Below are 18,477 nucleotides of genomic sequence, written 5' to 3'. Positions count from 1 at the left end.
ATGGCGGGCAGGCGTTGGATCGAGGAGTGGGACCCCGAGGACCGGGCCTTCTGGGAGGCGGGGGGCAGGCGGACCGCCCACCGGAACCTGTTCTTCTCCGTGCTCAGCGAACACATCGGGTTCTCGGTGTGGACCCTGTGGTCCGTGCTCGTGCTGTTCATGGGGCCCGAGTACGGGCTGACGGCGGCCGACAAGTTCCTGCTCACCTCCGTGGTGACCCTGGTGGGCGCCGTGGCACGGGTGCCGTACACCTTCGCCGTGGCGCTCTTCGGCGGCCGGAACTGGACGATCGTCTCCGCGAGCCTGCTGCTCGTGCCGACGGTGGCCGCCTTCGTGGTCATGCACCCCGGCACCTCCTTCGCCGGCTTCCTGTGGGTCGGGCTCCTCGCCGGGATCGGCGGCGGCAACTTCGCCTCCTCCATGACCAACATCAACGCCTTCTTCCCGATGCACAGGAAGGGGTGGGCGCTCGGGCTCAACGCCGGGGGCGGCAACATCGGCGTGCCCGTCATCCAGCTCGCAGCCCTGGCCGTCATCGGGGCGGGCGGCGGACCGCGTCTGCTGCTCGGGATCTACATCCCGCTGATCGTCGTCGCCGCCGTCCTGGCCGCGCTGTTCATGGACAACCTGGCCTCCGTGCGCAACGACACCGGCGCCGCCGTGGACGCCGCCAAGGACGCCCACACCTGGATCATGTCCTTCCTGTACGTGGGGACCTTCGGGTCGTTCATCGGCTACAGCTTCGCCTTCGGGCAGGTGCTGACCAGCCAGTTCGGCCGCACCCCGCTCCAGGCCGCCTACCTCACCTTCATCGGGCCGCTGCTCGGCTCGCTGATCCGGCCCGTCGGCGGCAGGCTCGCCGACCGGTTCGGCGGGGCGCGCATCACCCTGTGGAACTTCGTCGCCATGGCCGCCGCCACCGGCGCCCTCGTCGCCGCCGGGCTGCACAGGTCGCTGCCGCTGTTCGTGGCCGTCTTCGTCGTCCTGTTCGTGCTCAGCGGGCTCGGCAACGGGTCGACGTACAAGATGATCCCCGGGATCTTCCGGGCCAAGGCCCTCGCCCGGGGACTGGCCGGGGAGGAGGCGGCGGCGTACGCGCGGCGGCTGTCGGGCGCCTCCATGGGGCTCATCGGGGCCGTGGGCGCCCTCGGCGGGGTCGGCATCAACCTCGCCTTCCGCCAGTCCTTCCTCTCCTACGGCTCCGGCACCGGCGCGTTCGTCGCCTTCCTGGCCTTCTACGCCGTGGCCTTCGCGGTCACCTGGGCCGTATACCTGCGCCGGCCGGACGGCGACCGGGCCCCGGCGGCCACCGACACCACCGGGACGCAGCCGCGGCTCGGCTACGCCGAGGTGTGACGCCGCCCGGCCGCAGGTGCCACGCCATCCGGCGGGGCCGGGACGTAACACTGGTGACATGCCGGTGAACCGAGCCCGTCACGCGCGGTTGACAGGCTCTTGCGGCAGGACGGTACGCAACAGCGGGACGAGTCGAGCGCGGGACGATGAACCATGGGCGAGGTCGAAGAACAGCAGCGGAGCGGAAACGGGCAGGCCGGGCCCCTGGCCGGGTTCACCGTGGGGGTGACGGCGGCCCGCCGCGCCGACGAACTGGGCGCCCTGCTCCAGCGGCGCGGCGCCTCGGTCGTGCACGCGCCCGCGCTGCGCATCGTCCCGCTCGCCGACGACGGTGAACTCCTCGCGGCCACCGAGGAGATCATCGGGCAGGCACCCGACGTCGTGGTCGCCACCACCGCGATCGGTTTCCGCGGATGGGTGGAGGCGGCCGACGGATGGGGGCTGGGCGAGGCGCTGCTGGGCCGGCTGCGGGAGGTCGAACTGCTGGCCCGCGGACCCAAGGTCAAGGGCGCGATCCGGGCCGCCGGACTCACGGAAGAGTGGTCGCCGGCCTCGGAGTCCCTGGCCGAAGTGCTCGACCGGCTGCTGGAACAGGGCGTGGACGGGCGCCGGGTCGCCGTCCAGTTGCACGGGGAACCGCTGCCCGGGTTCGTGGAGGCGCTGCGGGCGGGCGGGGCGCAGGTCGTACCGGTGCCGGTGTACCGGTGGCTGCCGCCGGAGGACCCCGGGCCGCTGGACCGGCTGCTGGACGCCGCGGTCGGCGGCGGGCTCGACGCGCTCACCTTCACCAGCGCCCCGGCGGCCGCCTCCCTGCTGTCCCGGGCGCGGGAACGGGGGCTGCTGGACGCGCTGCTGGCCGCGCTCGCCCATGACGTGCTGCCCGCGTGCGTGGGGCCGGTGACCGCCGTGCCGTTGCAGGCGCACGGCGTGGAGAGCGTGCAGCCGGAGCGGTTCCGGCTCGGGCCGCTGGTGCAGGTGCTGTGCCAGGAACTGCCGGGGCGCGCGAGGACGTTGCCCGTCGCCGGGCACCGGGTGCAGATCCGCGGGCACGCGGTGCTGGTGGACGGCGACCTGAAACCCGTACCGCCCGCCGGGATGGCGCTGCTGCGGGTGCTCGCGCGGCGCCCCGGCTGGGTGGTCTCCCGCGCCGACCTGCTGCGCGCCCTGCCCGGCGCGGGCCGGGACGAGCACGCGGTGGAGACCGCCATGGCCCGTCTGCGCACGGCGCTCGGCCTGCCCAAGCTGATCCAGACGGTGGTCAAGCGCGGCTACCGGCTGGCACTGGATCCGGCGTCGGACGCGAAGTACGCGGACGGGTAGCGGCGGCAGCAGTGGCGGTAGCGGTGGCGGCAGCGACGGGGCGCCCGGGCTGGGCAGGCCGGGGGCGCCGTCACCGGGCGTTTCCGGACGCCCGCGCAGTCCGTCGGCGTCCGGGTGTGTGTCGCCGTCCGGGCGCGTGTGTCGCCGTCCGCGCACGGCCGGGCGCGAGGGAAGACGGGGGCGCCGGGCGCGGGGGACGCGGGGCGGTCGGGGGGCTTCCGGCCGTGGGGGCGGGCGGGCACTGTGGGAGGGAACGGTTCCCCAGCCCTGACGAGCACCCCGCCGCCCGGTCCCCCCGGCCGGCCCGGGGTGTCGCCCCCTAGGCGGTGACAGGCACATGGCACTGGGTACGGCCACGCGGACGGCCACGGACACGGCCACACGGACGGTCACGGACGCGCTCCTCGAGGAACTGCGCTTCGACGCCGGGCGGATCTGTCTGGACCTCCTCTCCACCACCCACCCCGAGGAACGGCTCGACTCCCTCCCGCCGCTGCGCGCGTGGATCACGGGCGCGGGCCTGGTCCCGCCGGGCACCGGCCTCGGCCACGCCGACCCCGGCTGGCTCGCGGACTTCCGCGAACTGCGCTCCCGCATCGGCCAGTTGGTCCGCGGCCACCTCGACGGGCCCCCGTGGCCCGAACCCCGCGCCCGCGACCTCGCCCTGGCCCTGGCCCGGGTCAACGAGGCCGCCCGCGCCGCCCCGCCCGCCCCGCGCGCCGTTCGCGGCGCGGACGGCACCCTGCTGCGGGCCCTGGCCGCGCCGCCCGGGCGCGCCGCCGTGCTCGCGGCCGTCGCCCGCGACGCCCTGGACCTGCTCACCGACCCCGTCGCCCGGGCCGCCCTGCGCCGCTGCGCGGGCGACAACTGCCCGATCGTCTACCTGGACACCTCCCGGGGACGCAGGCGGCGCTGGTGCTCCAGCGAGGTCTGCGGCAACCGCGAGCGGGTGGCCCGCCACCGCCGCCGCGCGGCCCTCGCCCGCACCTGAGCACACCCCGCCTCCGGACGGAGAATCCCCTGGGTCTGAACGCCGCGCCCCCCGCGTCCGTACTCGTGCACGAGCGACCGACCGGGGGACCCCCGGACACCGGAGGTGGGCGTGCGCAAGGATGCGGCCGTGGCGGACGAGCGTGGACCGAGGGCCCGGCCCCGCCTGTCCCCGCGGCCCTCGGGACCCGACGAGGAGCTGGTGCGCGCGCTGTACCGCGAGCACGCCGGCCCCCTGTTCGCCTACGTTCTGCGCCTGGTGGCCGGAGACCGGCAGCGCGCCGAGGACGTGGTGCAGGAGACGCTCATCCGTGCCTGGAAGAACGCCGGTCGGCTCGACCGGGCGGCCGGTTCGGTACGCCCCTGGCTGGTGACGGTCGCCCGGCGCATCGTCATCGACCACCACCGCAGCCGGCAGGCCCGGCCGCAGGAGGTCGATCCGTCGCCGCTGGAGGCCGTCCCCGCGGAGGACGAGATCGACAGGGCGCTGTGGCTGATGACGCTGTCGGACGCGCTCGACGACCTGACCCCGGCCCACCGGGAGGTGCTCGTCGAGACGTACTTCAAAGGGCGCACCGTCAACGAGGCGGCCGAGACGCTCGGCATACCCAGCGGCACCGTGCGCTCCCGGGTCTTCTACGCCCTTCGGTCGATGAAACTGGCTCTGGAGGAGCGGGGGGTGACGGCGTGATGAGCGGGTCCGGGGAAGACCAGGGATTCGGCACGGGCGGTCTGGGCGTGCCGGGCCCCGTGCAGGGACCACCGGCACCGGACGAGCACGAGACCGTCGGCGCCTACGCCCTCGGCATCCTGGACGACGCGGAGGCCACCGCGTTCGAGGCGCACCTGGCGGCCTGCGAGCGGTGCGCGCGCCGGCTCGACGAACTGGCCGGAATGGAACCCCTGCTGGCGGCCCTCGCCGACGTGCCCCGCTGTGACACGGCCGCGACCGGTGAGTCCCTCCCGGCCCGTCCGGGACCGGGGCCGGCGGACCGGCTCGTGGGCGAGGTGGCCCGGCAGCGCGCCCGCAGCCGCCGCCGGAACCTCTTCCTGGCGGCAGCGGCGGCGGTGCTCGTCGTCGGCGGCCCGCTGGCGGTCCACGCGGCCGGCGGCGCGGACGGCGGCGGCGCGGCGGTGGCCGTGAGTTCCGCGCAGGCGGCCTTCCGGTCGATGCCGGACAAGATGACGGCGACGGATCCGGCCACGCACGTCACGGCGACGGTCGCCCTGGAGCGGAAGGACTGGGGCACGAACGCCGTGCTCCGGCTGCGGAACGTGACGGGGCCGGAGCGCTGTTCGCTCGTCGCCGTCGGCAGGAACGGCGAGCGCCAGACGGTCGCCTCCTGGTCCGTCCCGGGCCGCGGGTACGGCGTGCCGGGCGCCGGGACGGAGCAGGCCGGCGAACCCCTCTACGTCAGCGGCGCCGCGGCCTTCGCGCCGGACCAGATCGACCGCTTCGAGGTCATGACCTTCGACGGGCACGAGCTGGTCCGGGTGGAGGCGTAGCGCCGCTCCGGGACCCCGCGGCGGTCCGGTGCCCGCCCGACGCGGGGATACGGCCGGGTCCGGCTTCCGCCGACGGGTTCCCTTCGCGTACGGTTGACGGCTGCCCAGCACGTCAGAAGGGGGCCCGGTGGCCGCTCAGGCTCAACAGGATTCCGCGGTCGGATCGGTTCACGAGGCCACGCGCGAGGCCGCGCGCGCCGCGGAGGCCGACTCGGCCCGTGACCGGGAGATCCGCAGGGAGCAGGAACACCTGGACCGGGTGTACCGGCGCCTCGAGGTGAAGATCCACGAGGCCGAGTTCCTGATGCGGGACGCGGCCCAGCGCGGCCAGGTCGGCACGCCCGGCGCGCTGGCCGAGCGCGACGCGCAGGTGTTCCGGGCGGGCATCCACCTCAACCGGCTGAACAACGAGTTCGAGGACTTCCTCTTCGGCCGGATCGACCTGCTGCTCGGCAAGGACGGCAAGAAGGGCCCCGACGGGGCCTACACCGCCGTCGAACCGGCCGAGGGCGCGGTGCGCGAGGACAACACCGCCGACATCGCCGAGACCCTGCACATCGGCCGCATCGGGGTCCTCGACGAGGAGTACGCCCCGCTGGTCATCGACTGGCGGGCGCCCGCCGCCGCCCCGTTCTACCGCTCCACCCCGGTCGACCCCGGCCGGGTGGTGCGCCGCCGGGTGATCCGCTCCAAGGGGCGGCGGGTGCTCGGCGTCGAGGACGACCTGATGCGCCCCGAGCTGACGGCCTACCTGGACGGCGAGGAGCTGCCCGCGATCGGCGACGGCGCGCTGATGGCGGCGCTCGGCCGCGCCCGCAGCCACAGCATGCGGGACATCGTCTCCTCCATCCAGGCCGAGCAGGACCTCGTCATCCGCGCCCCCGCCGCCTCGGTGGCCTACGTCGAGGGCGGCCCCGGCACGGGCAAGACGGCGGTGGCGCTGCACCGCGCGGCCTACCTGCTCTACCAGGACCGCCGCCGGTACGCGGGCGGCATCCTCATCGCCTCGCCGACGCCGCTGCTCGTGGCGTACACCGAGGGCGTGCTGCCCTCCCTGGGCGAGGAGGGCCAGGTCGCCATCCGGGCGATCGGCTCGCTCGTCGACGGCGTCGAGGCCACGCTGTACGACAGCCCGGCCGTGGCCCGCGCCAAGGGCTCGTACCGGATGCTGAAGGTGCTGCGGAAGGCCGCCCGGGGCGCACTGGAACTCGGTCCCGGCGCCCGGCAGGGCGCGGGCGCCCCCGCCGGGCAGCTCGCCCTCGGTGACGACACGGACGCGGAGCAGGAGTCGCCGGCCCCCGCGGGGCCGCCGACCCGGCTGCGGGTGGTCGCCTTCGGCCGCCGCCTCGAACTGGAGGCCGCGGAACTGGACCGCATCCGGCGCGCCACCCTCGGCGGCACCGCGCCGGTCAACCTGCTGCGCCCGCGCGCCCGCAAACTGCTCCTGGACGCCCTGTGGGAGCAGTCGGGGGCCGCCGGCCGGCACACCGACCCCGAGCTGGCCGCCGAGCTGCGCTCGTCCTTCGACGACGACGTGACGGGCGAGGACTCCTTCGGCGCGTTCCTCGACGCCTGGTGGCCCGAGCTGACCCCCCGCGCGGTGCTCGCCGCCATGGCCGACGAACGGCGCCTGGGGCGCTGGGCCCGCCGGGTCCTCAACCCCGGTGAGGTGCGCAAGGTCGCCCGTTCGCTGCGCCGGGACGGCTGCTCCGTGCACGACATCGCGATGCTCGACGAGCTCCAGGCGCTGCTCGGCACCCCGGCCCGGCCCAGGAAGAAGCGCGAACTGGACCCGCTGGACCAGCTCACCGGCCTGGAGGAGCTGATGCCGGTGCGCGAGGAGACGCAGCGCGAGCGCGCCGAGCGGCTGGCCGAGGAGCGCACCGAGTACGCCCACGTCATCGTCGACGAGGCGCAGGACCTCACGCCGCTGCAGTGGCGCATGGTGGGCCGCCGCGGCCGGCACGCCACCTGGACGGTCGTGGGCGACCCGGCCCAGTCCTCGTGGTCGGACCCGGACGAGGCGGCCGAGGCCCGCGACGAGGCGCTGGGCAGTCGCCCGCGCCGCCGTTTCGAACTGACGGTGAACTACCGCAACCCGGCCGAGATCGCCGAGCTGGCCGCGAAGGTGCTGGCCCTGGCCATGCCGGGGTCCCGTTCGCCCTCCGCGGTCCGCTCCACCGGCGTCCGGCCGCGCTTCGCGGTCGTGGGGGAGTCCCTGGGCGCCACGGTGCGCGCGGAGGCCGAACGGCTGCTGGAGCGGGTGGACGGCACGGTCGGCGTGGTCGTCGCGATGAACCGGCGCGAGGAGGCCCGCCGCTGGCTGGCCGGGCTCGGCGACCGGGTGGTCGCGCTGGGCAGCCTGGAGGCGAAGGGCCTGGAGTACGACGCGACCCTCGTCGCCTCGCCCGCGGAGATCGCCGACGAGTCCCCGGCCGGTCTGCGGGTGCTCTACGTGGCCCTGACCCGGGCGACCCAGCAGCTCACGGTGGTCTCCGGGGAGCGCGACGAGCCGGACGAGGCGGGGGTGCCGGACCTGCTGCGGGACTGACGCCCCCAGGAGGCGGAAAAGGATCGGCGCAGGGGGAATGGCCTTACCGGATCCGTTTGTTAGCCTTGGTGTGGCACCGGCCCGATCCAAGCCCCCGGGCCCAACCTTCGTCGCTACGAGCGACCACTTGCCGCGAGGCGAGCATGGCGGGTCGGTGTCACAAGCCTCCGAGAGGCCCACGTCACGAGGAATGTGACGTGGGCCTCTTTTGTTGCCCGGGCACCTTCCGTGACACCGGGATCTCTCGTATGGTGGAAGTCACTTTCCGAAAACAGCACCTGCGGGTGGGGCGCTCCCGGTGAACACAAAGTCCGCAATCCGGGGCGGCTACCACGTACTCAGGGGTAGGTGCGACGATCGGACGGCACAACTTCGCGACACGGTGAAAGCAGAGGAAGTCGGCCATGGCAACGGCGCCCAGCGTCTCCTACTCGATGACCATCCGGCTGGAGGTGCCCGCGAGCGGAACCGCCGTCTCGCAGCTCACCACCGCTGTGGAGTCCTCCGGAGGCTCGGTGACCGGCCTCGACGTCACCGCGTCCGGCCACGAGAAGCTCCGGATCGACGTCACCATCGCGGCCACCTCGACCGCGCACGCCGACGAGATCGTCGAGAAGCTGCGCGGCATCGAGGGCGTCACGCTCGGCAAGGTCTCCGACCGTACGTTCCTGATGCACCTCGGCGGCAAGATCGAGATGGCGTCCAAGCACCCCATCCGCAACCGTGACGACCTCTCCATGGTCTACACGCCGGGTGTGGCCCGCGTCTGCATGGCGATCGCCGAGAACCCCGAGGACGCCCGCCGCCTGACCATCAAGCGCAACTCCGTTGCGGTCGTGACGGACGGCTCCGCGGTGCTGGGCCTGGGCAACATCGGCCCCAAGGCCGCGCTGCCCGTCATGGAGGGCAAGGCGGCCCTCTTCAAGCGGTTCGCCGGCATCGACGCCTGGCCGATCTGCCTGGACACCCAGGACACCGACGCCATCGTCGAGATCGTCAAGGCGATCGCCCCCGGCTTCGCCGGTATCAACCTGGAGGACATCTCCGCCCCGCGCTGCTTCGAGATCGAGGCCCGGCTGCGCGAGGCGCTGGACATCCCCGTCTTCCACGACGACCAGCACGGCACCGCCATCGTCGTGCTCGCCGCCCTCACCAACGCCCTGCGCGTGGTGGACAAGCCCATCGAGAACGTCCGGGTCGTGATGTCCGGCGCCGGCGCGGCCGGCACCGCCATCCTCAAGCTGCTGCTCGCCGCCGGCGTGAAGAACGCGGTGGTCGCCGACATCCACGGCGTGGTGCACACCGGCCGCGAGGACCTGGTCGACGCCGCCCCCGAGTCGGCGCTGCGCTGGATCGCCGACAACACCAACCCCGAGAACCTCACCGGCACCCTGAAGGAGGCCGTGCGCGGCGCGGACGTCTTCATCGGCGTCTCGGCGCCCAACGTGCTCGACGGGGACGACGTGGCCGCCATGGCGGACGGCGCGATCGTGTTCGCGCTCGCGAACCCCGACCCCGAGGTCGACCCGGCCGTCGCCCGTCAGACGGCGGCGGTCGTGGCCACCGGCCGCTCCGACTTCCCGAACCAGATCAACAACGTGCTGGTCTTCCCGGGCGTCTTCCGCGGCCTGCTGGACGCGCAGTCGCGCACCGTCAACACCGAGATGATGCTGGCCGCTGCGCAGGCCCTGGCCGACGTGGTGACCGAGGGCGAGCTGAACCCGAACTACATCATCCCCTCCGTCTTCAACGACAAGGTCGCCGGTGCCGTCGCCGGCGCGGTCCGCGAAGCCGCCAAGGCGGCCGGCGCGAGCGCCGTGACCAGCGGCACCAGCGCCATCTGAGAAACGGGACGAACCAGTCGGAAAGGGCGCCCGGGCGGCACGCCCGGGCGTGATGATCGCCACGACGCGCCGCGGACCGGCGCGTCGCGGCGGGCACTGTCGGTGCCGCGCCCTATCGTGGCTGGTCACGGTCTGTCGTCTGCGGCTTCGTCCAGACGCGGGACCCGGGGCGCAGGCCCTCTTTTCGTGTGACTCCCAAGGGTGTTCTCACGACTCCTACGGGTGCCGGATTGGCTTTCCCGCCGCAGGTGGGGGCAGGATGCCTCCCTGGGCGCGAGGGTCTGACGAGGGACCCGGGTCCGGGGACCCCCGAGGACCCTGGCAGCATCGGCTTGGCTGGCCCAACATGCGGCTTCGCCGCGTGGCACGCCTCAACGGCAAGAAGAACACGGGAGTAACAACATGAACCGCAGTGAGCTGGTGGCCGCGCTGGCCGACCGCGCCGAGGTGACCCGCAAGGACGCCGACGCCGTGCTGGCCGCGTTCGCCGACGTCGTCGGCGACATCGTCTCCAAGGGGGACGAGAAGGTCACCATCCCTGGTTTCCTCAACTTCGAGCGCACCCACCGTGCCGCTCGCACCGCCCGCAACCCGCAGACCGGCGAGCCGATCCAGATCCCGGCCGGCTACAGCGTGAAGGTCTCGGCGGGCAGCAAGCTCAAGGAAGCCGCCAAGGGCAAGTGACCTTGCCGCCGTACGCCACGGGACGGCGTACGGGGCCCGGCAGGGCCGAAAACGCCAATGGGGCGGCCCCCTCCGCGGGGGGCCGCCCCATCGCCGTACAGACCCTCGGACGACCGGCCGCCGGCCCGCCCGGCCGGGCGGCGGCGCGACGGCGGCGGCCGGGGCCCGGCCGCGCGCCCGGGGCGGCCGTGAGCGCTCAGCCGGGCCGCCGGCCGGGACCGGGCCGCCCGGGGCCGGCCGGGCCCCTCACCGGGGCCGGCGCGCCCGGGGCGTTCAGCCGAGCGCCTGGCCCGGCAGCTCGACCTTCGCGCCCAGCTCGACCAGCTTCTCCATGAAGTTCTCGTAGCCGCGGTTGATCAGGTCGATGCCGTGGACGCGCGAGGTGCCCTGCGCCGCCAGCGCGGCGATCAGGTAGGAGAAGCCGCCGCGCAGGTCCGGGATGACCAGGTCGGCGCCCTGGAGCCGGGTCGGGCCCGACACGACCGCGGAGTGCAGGAAGTTGCGCTGGCCGAAGCGGCAGTCGGAGCCGCCCAGGCACTCGCGGTAGAGCTGGATGTGCGCGCCCATCTGGTTCAGCGCGGAGGTGAAGCCGAGCCGGGACTCGTAGACCGTCTCGTGGATGATCGACAGGCCGGTCGCCTGGGTCAGCGCGACCACCAGCGGCTGCTGCCAGTCGGTCTGGAAACCGGGGTGCACGTCCGTCTCCAGCGCGATGGACTTCAGCTGCCCGCCGGGGTGCCAGAAACGGATGCCCTCGTCGTCGATCTGGAACGCCCCGCCCACCTTCCGGTAGGTGTTCAGGAACGTCATCATCGACCGCTGCTGGGCGCCGCGGACGTAGATGTCGCCCTCGGTGGCCAGCGCCGCCGAGGCCCAGGACGCCGCCTCCAGGCGGTCGGCCAGCGCGCGGTGGGTGTAGCCGCCGAGCTTGTCCACACCGGTGATGCGGATCGTGCGGTCGGTGTCCATCGCGATGATCGCGCCCATCTTCTGCAGCACGCAGATGAGGTCCTCGATCTCCGGCTCCACGGCCGCGTTGGACAGCTCGGTGACGCCCTCGGCGAGCACCGCCGTCAGCAGTACCTGCTCGGTCGCGCCGACGGACGGGTAGGGCAGCCGGATCTTCGTGCCGCGCAGCCGCTGCGGCGCCTCCAGGTACTGGCCGTCCGCCCGCTTCTCGATCGTCGCGCCGAACTGCCGCAGCACGTCGAAGTGGAAGTCGATGGGCCGGCCGCCGATGTCGCAGCCGCCGAGGCCGGGGATGAAGGCGTGGCCGAGCCGGTGCAGCAGCGGGCCGCAGAACAGGATCGGGATGCGGCTGGAACCCGCGTGGGCATCGATGTCAGCCACGTTGGCGCTCTCCACCCGGGTCGGGTCGAGCACCAGCTCGCCCGGCTCCTCACCCGGGCGGACCGTCACCCCGTGCAGTTGCAGCAGGCCGCGTACGACCCGCACGTCACGGATGTCCGGCACATTGCGCAGCCGGCTCGGTTCGCTGCCCAGCAGAGCGGCGACCATGGCCTTCGGTACGAGGTTCTTCGCACCCCGGACACGGATCTCGCCCTCCAGCGGGGTTCCGCCGTGGACAAGCAGTACGTCATCAGTGCCGTTGACGGTCATGTATCTCGCGTTCCGATGAGGTGGGCAGGGGAGCGGCCGGTCACTTCGGGCCGGGAGCCGGAGAGGACAGCGTAATCGCCGGGCGGCCCCCTGAAGTAAGCCCGTGCGCCGCCCGCCGCGTCATGGCTGTGTCACAACACGATGCGTCGGGGAACGGGCACGCGCGGTCACCGCCGCGGCCGTGCGCCCGCCGCGCCCCCGCACCCCGTGCGCACCCTCACCCCGGTAGCCGGATTGGCCCCCCACGCCGGGGGAAGATGCGGGATCATGTCAGGCATGACCGAGGTGTCCTCGCTCACAGGGCGGCTGCTCGTGGCAACGCCCGCCCTGGCGGACCCGAACTTCGACCGTGCGGTGGTGCTCCTTCTCGACCACGACGAGGAGGGCTCCCTCGGTGTCGTCCTCAACCGCCCCACCCCCGTGGACGTGGGCGACATCCTGGAGGGCTGGGCGGCCCTCGCCGGGGAGCCCGGCGTCGTCTTCCAGGGCGGCCCGGTCTCGCTGGACTCCGCACTCGGCGTCGCCGTCATCCCGGGCGGCGGCGCGGGAGAGCGCGCGCCGCTGGGCTGGCGGCGGGTGCACGGGGCGATCGGTCTCGTCGACCTGGAGGCCCCGCCGGAGCTGCTCGCCTCCGCCCTGGGCTCGCTGCGGATCTTCGCCGGGTACGCGGGCTGGGGCCCCGGCCAGCTGGAGGACGAGCTGGGGGAGGGTGCCTGGTACGTCGTCGAGTCGGAACCCGGAGACGTCTCCTCGCCGTCGCCGGAGCGGCTGTGGCGCGAGGTGCTGCGCCGCCAGCGCAGCGAACTGGCGATGGTCGCCACCTACCCGGACGACCCGTCGCTCAACTGAAGTCCGTGCGCTTCAGTACCCTTGCCGTATGAGCACTCTCGAGCCCGAGCGCGGCACTGGTACGGGAACCCTCGTAGAGCCGACGCCGCAGGTGTCCCACGGAGACGGCGACCACGAGCGCTTCGCCCACTATGTCCAGAAGGACAAGATCATGGCGAGCGCCCTGGACGGGACGCCCGTCGTCGCGCTGTGCGGCAAGGTGTGGGTGCCGGGCCGTGACCCGAAGAAGTACCCCGTGTGCCCGCTGTGCAAGGAGATCTACGAGTCCATGAGCGGCGGCGGCGACCAGGGCAAGGGCGGCGACAAGAAGTAGGCCCCCGGCTCCCGCCGCCCGTCCGGGCCTCCGGGCCGACCTGGGCCCCCGAGTGCGTTTCGCGCACTTCGGGGGCCTTTGTGCTGCCCGGCGTTGCACAGGGTGCGTCCGGCGGTCACAGAGTGGTTGAGACCTCTTGTGGGGCCGTTCACCGAGTCCCTAGCCTCCGGTGTGTTGTGCAGAGCAAAACCGCCATTGCATATGTTGCAACACCCTGACCGGAGGATCGCTCCATGAAGCTCTCCGCAAGAATCCCCGGCCGGCTCGCCGTACTGCTGGCCGCAGCCGCCGTGACCGCCACCGCCTGCGCGCCGCAGACGTCCGGCAACTCCTCCCCGGACAAGGACGAGAAGACCGGCACGCTGCGCCTGTGGCTCTTCCAGGAGGTCGGCAACAAGCCCAAGGAACAGGTGGTCGACCAGGTCCTCGCCGGCTTCCGCAAGGCCCACGCGGACACGAAGGTCACCGTCGAGTACATCCCCGTGGAGACCCGCGCCCAGCGGATCAAGGCCGCCTTCAACGACCCGAAGAGCGCCCCCGACGTCATCGAGTACGGCAACACCGACACCGCCGGCTACGTGAAGGACGGCGGACTCGCCGACGTCACCGCGGAGTTCGGCGCCTGGGACGAGGCGAAGGACACCGACCCGACCGCCCGCCGGTCGGTCACGGTGGACGGCAAGGTCTACGGCGCCCCCTACTTCGTCGGCGTCCGCGCCCTGTACTACCGCACCGACGTCTTCAGGGAACTGCACCTCGAGCCGCCCACGACCCTGGCCGAACTGGCCGCCACCGCCCGCAGGGCACGGGCCGCCCGGCCCGGCCTGTACGGCCTGGCCGTCGGCGGCGCCTACACCTACGGCGCCCTGCCCTTCGTCTGGGCCGGCGGCGGCCGGGTCGCCACCGAGAAGTCCGGCTCCTACACCTCCGCCATCGACAGCCCCACGGCCCGCAAGGGCATCGAGGCGTACACGTCCCTGTTCGGCGACGACAACTGCCCCGCCGCCAAGTGCGCCGGCATGACCGGCAACGACACCATCACCGCCTTCGCCGCCGGCAAGGCCGCCATGGCGATCGGCGGCGACTTCAGCCACCAGGCCGTCGAAGCCGGCCAGGTCAAGGGCAAGTACGCGGTCGTGCCGCTGCCGGGCGTCCGGCCCGGCTCCGTCGCACCGGCGTTCGCGGGCGGCAACAACATCGGCGTGCTCAGGAGCACCGCGCACCGCACCCTCGCCGTGGACCTGATGAAGCGGCTCACCTCGAAGAAGACCCAGGGCGAGATGTTCGGCGCGATGGGCTTCCTGCCCACCTTCAAGGACGTGCGCGACCAGGCCGCCGCGAAGGAGCCGTTCGTCAAGCCGTTCGTCGACACCCTCGCCGCGGGCACCGAGTTCGTCCCGGCCACAGCTGCGTGGTCCCAGATCGACTCCTCGCAGGTGCTGCCGACCATGCTCCAGGAGATCGTCAGCGGCAAGAAGGACGTCGAGGCCGCCACCGCTGACGCGGCGAAGAAGATGAACGACGCGTTCGGCGCCGCCGGATGACCGCTGCGCCCATGAGCCCGGGTGCCGCGCCGCGGACGCGTGCGCCGGCGCGCCGCGGCTCCCCGCCCCGCACCCCGCGCCCTGTGAAGGGCACCGCCGCCGTCCCCTGGCTGTACCTCGCGCCCGCCCTCGCCGTCCTCGGCGGACTGCTCGTCTACCCCGTCTACCAGCTCGGCCTGATCTCCTTCCTGCGGTACACCCAGGCCCAGGTCAGCGGCGGCGAGCCGACCAGCTTCCGGGGCCTGGGCAACTACGCCGACCTCCTGCGGGACGACCAGTTCTGGCGGGTCCTGCTGGCCACCGTGGTGTTCGCCGCGGCCTGCGTGCTCTGCACCCTCGCCGTCGGCTGCGCGCTCGCCGTGCTCCTCACCCGGGTGCGCGCCGTGCCCCGCCTCGCGCTGATGCTCGCCGCCCTCGGCGCCTGGGCCACCCCGGCGGTCACCGGCTCCACGGTCTGGCTGCTGCTCTTCGACGCCGACTTCGGGCCCGTCAACCGTGTCCTCGGGCTCGGCGACCACTCCTGGACGTACGGGCGCTCCAGCGCCTTCCTCCTCGTCCTGCTCGAAGTGGTCTGGTGCTCCTTCCCGTTCGTCATGGTCACCGTCTACGCCGGCATCCGCGCCGTGCCCGCCGAGGTGCTGGAGGCCGCCGCGCTGGACGGCGCCTCCCAGTGGCGGATCTGGCGCTCGGTGCTGGCCCCGATGCTGCGGCCGATCCTGGTCGTGGTCACCATCCAGTCCGTCATCTGGGACTTCAAGGTCTTCACCCAGATCTACGTGATGACGGGTGGCGGCGGCATCGCGGGCCAGAACCTCGTCCTGAACGTCTACGCCTACCAGAAGGCGTTCGCGTCCTCGCAGTACGGCCTCGGCTCCGCGATCGGCGTGGTGATGCTGCTGATCCTGCTCGCCGTGACCCTGGTCTACCTGCGGCTGCTGCGCCGCCAGGGGGAGGAGCTGTGAACCTCGCGCGCGCGTGGGTGCGCCGTCCGGGACGGCTCGCGGCCGAGGCGTCGGCACTGGCCGTCGCGGCCGTGGTCGCCTTCCCGCTGTACTGGATGGTGCTCAGCGCCTTCAAACCGGCCGGGGAGATCGAGTCGGCGAAGCCGCGCCCCTGGACGACGTCCCCCTCGCTGGACTCCTTCCGACGCGTCTTCCAGCAGCAGGAGTTCGGCCGCTACTTCCTCAACAGCCTGATCGTCGCGGCCACCGTCGTGATCGCCTCCGCGCTGATCGCGTTCCTCGCGGCGACCGCCGTCACCCGCTTCCGCTTCAGGTTCCGCACCACCTTGCTGATCCTGTTCCTGGTGGCCCAGATGGTGCCCGTGGAGGCGCTCACCATCCCGCTGTTCTTCCTGATGCGGGACTTCGGCCAGCTCAACACCCTGGGTTCGCTGATCCTGCCCCACATCGCCTTCTCGCTGCCGTTCGCGGTCTGGATGCTCAGGGGGTTCGTGAAAGCCGTACCGGAAGCACTGGAGGAGGCCGCCTTCATCGACGGCGCGAGCCGTGCGCGGTTCCTGTGGCAGATCCTCTTCCCGCTGGTCTTCCCGGGGCTGGTGGCCACCAGCGTGTTCTCCTTCATCTCGACCTGGAACGACTTCCTGTTCGCGAAGTCGTTCATCATCAGCGACACCTCCCAGTCGACGCTGCCGATGGCGCTGCTGGTCTTCTACAAGCCGGACGATCCCGACTGGGGCGGCGTGATGGCCGCCTCCACGGTGATGACGATCCCGGTCCTGGTCTTCTTCGTACTCGTGCAACGACGACTCGTCTCCGGCCTCGGCGGAGCGGTGAAGGACTGACGTGACTGACGTGAACGGCATGACCCCCGTGACCGGGGTGACCGAGCTGTCCGACGAGCCGGCGGGCCTGATCCCCCGGCCGGGGCGCATGACGGCCGACGAGGAACGGTTCCTCGACCTGGGCCCGGACACCACGGTGTCGGCGGGCGAGGGCACCGCCCGCACCGAACGCTGGCTGCGCGCCACCCTCGGCGCCGCCACCGGACTGCCGCTCGCCCCCGCGCCGGACGGCGACGGCGCCCTGCGGCTGCGCCTGGACGAGGCCGTCACGCGCGACCTCGGCGCCGAGGGCTACCGGCTGACGGTCACCGCGCGGGGCGCGGACCTCGCGGGCGGCGGCCCCGCCGGCCTCTTCTGGGGCGCCCAGACACTGCGTCAGCTCCTCGGCCCGGCCGCCTTCCGGCGCGCCCCGCTGCCCGGCGCACGGTGGCGGCTGCCGCTGACCGGGATCGAGGACACCCCGCGCTTTCGCTGGCGCGGCCTGATGCTGGACGTCGCCCGGCACTTCATGCCCAAGGACGGCGTCCTGCGCTACCTCGACCTGATGGCCGCCCACAAACTCAACGTGCTCCACTTCCACCTGACGGACGACCAGGGCTGGCGCGTCGAGATCAAGCGGTACCCGAAGCTGACCGGGACCGGCTCCTGGCGCCCGCGGACGAAGTTCGGCCACCGCGCCTCCCCGCTGTGGGAGGACAAGCCGCACGGCGGCCACTACACCCAGGACGACATCCGCGAGATCGTCGCCTACGCCGCCGAGCGGCACATCACCGTGGTCCCCGAGGTGGACGTGCCCGGGCACTCGCAGGCCGCCATCGCCGCCTACCCGGAACTGGGCAACACCGACGTCGTCGACACCACCGCCCTCGGCGTCTGGGACGACTGGGGTGTCAGCGAGAACGTCCTCGCCCCCACCGACGGCACCCTCCGCTTCTACGAGGGCGTCTTCGAAGAACTGCTCGAACTCTTCCCCGCCGACGCGGCCCCGTTCTCGGGCTTCTTCCACATCGGCGGCGACGAGTGCCCCAAGGAGCAGTGGCGCGCCTCGGCCACCGCGCAGGCCCGCATCAAGGAACTCGGACTGGACGGCGAGGACGGACTCCAGTCCTGGTTCATCCGCCACTTCGACACGTGGCTCACCGCGCGCGGGCGCCGGCTCATCGGCTGGGACGAGATCCTGGAGGGCGGTCTCGCCGAGGGCGCCGCCGTCGCCTCCTGGCGCGGCTACGCGGGCGGGATCGCCGCCGCACGCGCCGGTCACGACGTCGTCATGTGCCCCGAGCAGCACGTGTACCTGGACCACCGGCAGGACGCGGGTGCCGACGAACCGGTGCCGATCGGCTTCGTCCGCACCCTGGAGGACGTCTACCGGTTCGAGCCGGTTCCGCCCGGCCTGGAGGCCGCCCACGTCCCCCATGTCCTGGGCACCCAGGCCAACGTGTGGACCGAGGTGATGGAGAACCCCGCGCGCGTGGACTACCAGACCTTCCCCCGGCTGGCAGCCTTCGCCGAGGTCGCCTGGAGCGATTTGCCCCCCTCACCGGAACGGGACTTCGCCGGCTTCGAGCGGCGGATGACCGCCCACTACCGGCGCCTGGACGCCCTGGGCGTCGGCTACCGCCCGCCCGCCGGACCGCACCCCTGGCAGCGCAGGCCGGGCGTGCTGGGACGCCCCATCGACGGGCCGCCGCCGGTCAGGTAGCGCGCGGGCCCGTAGGGGCCGCGGGGCCGCGGGCGGCCGGGCGGCGGGTTCCGTGCCCGCGGTCCGCTGTCGTGCGCGGTCCCCCGCGGCCGCACCGGGGCGGTCACCGGCCGCCGCCGGCCGGGCCGGTGTCCCGCGGTCCGGGCCGGCGCGCCCCCGCCGTCCCGGCCGGAGCGCATGCTGTCTCGAACTGGTAGCGGAAAAAGCCCGCAAGAGTCAGCGAACAGCGCTAATTCGCTCGCACCGGTGATCCCGTGTCAAAAGGGACCATGTCCCCGATGAGGTGGGCGAATGCCTCCCGGCGGACCCGTGTCCGCGAGCCCTGCGAAGATGTGCCAGAGTTGCCACGTCCGCCCTGTCAGGCCGTACCGTACGGCAGCACGGGTGGGACCAG

Annotated in this window: 15 protein-coding genes; 14 read left to right on the top strand and 1 reads right to left on the bottom strand. The window is 73.1% G+C overall.

Annotated features, from left to right (window positions below):
* The 8 genes from ABZ719_RS25310 (at position 1) to ABZ719_RS25275 (ending at position 10,251) form a co-directional block, all read left to right on the top strand.
* The gene (locus ABZ719_RS25310) at positions 1–1,356 is read left to right on the top strand and encodes a nitrate/nitrite transporter (protein WP_366727466.1); all 1,356 of its coding nucleotides are present in this window, start codon (positions 1–3) and stop codon (positions 1,354–1,356) included.
* 153 nt (positions 1,357–1,509) lie between these two features.
* Positions 1,510–2,676, top strand: a complete 1,167-nt coding sequence (locus ABZ719_RS25305; protein WP_366727465.1) for a uroporphyrinogen-III synthase — start codon at positions 1,510–1,512, stop codon at positions 2,674–2,676.
* Positions 2,677–3,013: 337 nt separating this feature from the next.
* Entirely contained in the window at positions 3,014–3,667 is a 654-nt protein-coding gene (locus ABZ719_RS25300) for a CGNR zinc finger domain-containing protein (RefSeq protein WP_366727464.1), read from the top strand.
* Positions 3,668–3,772: 105 nt separating this feature from the next.
* Entirely contained in the window at positions 3,773–4,357 is a 585-nt protein-coding gene (locus ABZ719_RS25295) for a sigma-70 family RNA polymerase sigma factor (protein WP_366727463.1), read from the top strand.
* Positions 4,357–5,172 (top strand): zf-HC2 domain-containing protein, encoded by an 816-nt coding sequence (locus ABZ719_RS25290; RefSeq protein WP_366727462.1) that lies wholly within the window; start codon positions 4,357–4,359, stop codon positions 5,170–5,172. Before ABZ719_RS25295 ends, ABZ719_RS25290 begins: the two co-directional genes overlap by 1 nt.
* A gap of 127 nt (positions 5,173–5,299) precedes the next feature.
* The gene (locus ABZ719_RS25285) at positions 5,300–7,723 is read left to right on the top strand and encodes a UvrD-helicase domain-containing protein (protein ID WP_366727460.1); all 2,424 of its coding nucleotides are present in this window, start codon (positions 5,300–5,302) and stop codon (positions 7,721–7,723) included.
* A 404-nt stretch (positions 7,724–8,127) separates the two neighbouring features.
* A complete protein-coding gene (locus ABZ719_RS25280) occupies positions 8,128–9,567 on the top strand; it encodes an NAD-dependent malic enzyme (RefSeq protein WP_366727459.1) in 1,440 nt (479 codons plus the stop codon).
* Between the two features lie 402 nt (positions 9,568–9,969).
* Positions 9,970–10,251, top strand: coding sequence for an HU family DNA-binding protein (locus ABZ719_RS25275; protein WP_037862537.1), 282 nt, complete (start codon positions 9,970–9,972; stop codon positions 10,249–10,251).
* Between the two features lie 273 nt (positions 10,252–10,524).
* On the opposite strand, the gene murA is transcribed toward ABZ719_RS25275, so the two are convergent.
* Positions 10,525–11,871 (bottom strand): UDP-N-acetylglucosamine 1-carboxyvinyltransferase, encoded by a 1,347-nt coding sequence (gene murA / locus ABZ719_RS25270; protein WP_037862532.1) that lies wholly within the window; start codon positions 11,869–11,871, stop codon positions 10,525–10,527.
* Between the two features lie 276 nt (positions 11,872–12,147).
* Here murA and ABZ719_RS25265 point away from each other — a divergent pair, with 276 nt between their 5' ends.
* The 6 genes from ABZ719_RS25265 (at position 12,148) to ABZ719_RS25240 (ending at position 18,083) form a co-directional block, all read left to right on the top strand.
* The gene (locus ABZ719_RS25265; protein WP_366727458.1) at positions 12,148–12,720 is read left to right on the top strand and encodes a YqgE/AlgH family protein; all 573 of its coding nucleotides are present in this window, start codon (positions 12,148–12,150) and stop codon (positions 12,718–12,720) included.
* Between the two features lie 28 nt (positions 12,721–12,748).
* A complete protein-coding gene (locus ABZ719_RS25260; protein ID WP_026252153.1) occupies positions 12,749–13,033 on the top strand; it encodes a DUF3039 domain-containing protein in 285 nt (94 codons plus the stop codon).
* Positions 13,034–13,266: 233 nt separating this feature from the next.
* Positions 13,267–14,577: an extracellular solute-binding protein gene (locus ABZ719_RS25255; protein WP_366727457.1), complete on the top strand. Its 1,311-nt coding sequence runs from the start codon at positions 13,267–13,269 to the stop codon at positions 14,575–14,577.
* Positions 14,574–15,539: a sugar ABC transporter permease gene (locus ABZ719_RS25250; protein WP_366727456.1), complete on the top strand. Its 966-nt coding sequence runs from the start codon at positions 14,574–14,576 to the stop codon at positions 15,537–15,539. The genes ABZ719_RS25255 and ABZ719_RS25250 overlap by 4 nt, the downstream gene beginning before the upstream one ends.
* Positions 15,536–16,381 carry a carbohydrate ABC transporter permease gene (locus ABZ719_RS25245; RefSeq protein WP_366727455.1) on the top strand — a complete coding sequence of 282 codons (846 nt, stop codon included), beginning with the start codon at positions 15,536–15,538 and terminating at the stop codon, positions 16,379–16,381. Before ABZ719_RS25250 ends, ABZ719_RS25245 begins: the two co-directional genes overlap by 4 nt.
* A 19-nt stretch (positions 16,382–16,400) precedes the next feature.
* The gene (locus tag ABZ719_RS25240) at positions 16,401–18,083 is read left to right on the top strand and encodes a beta-N-acetylhexosaminidase (protein ID WP_366727495.1); all 1,683 of its coding nucleotides are present in this window, start codon (positions 16,401–16,403) and stop codon (positions 18,081–18,083) included.
* Positions 18,084–18,477 lie beyond the last annotated feature (394 nt).

This window comes from Streptomyces sp. NPDC006743 (genome assembly GCF_040703815.1).
In the GTDB taxonomy this organism is placed as follows: Bacteria; Actinomycetota; Actinomycetes; order Streptomycetales; family Streptomycetaceae; genus Streptomyces.
This window is presented reverse-complemented; position numbering and strand designations above follow the sequence as displayed.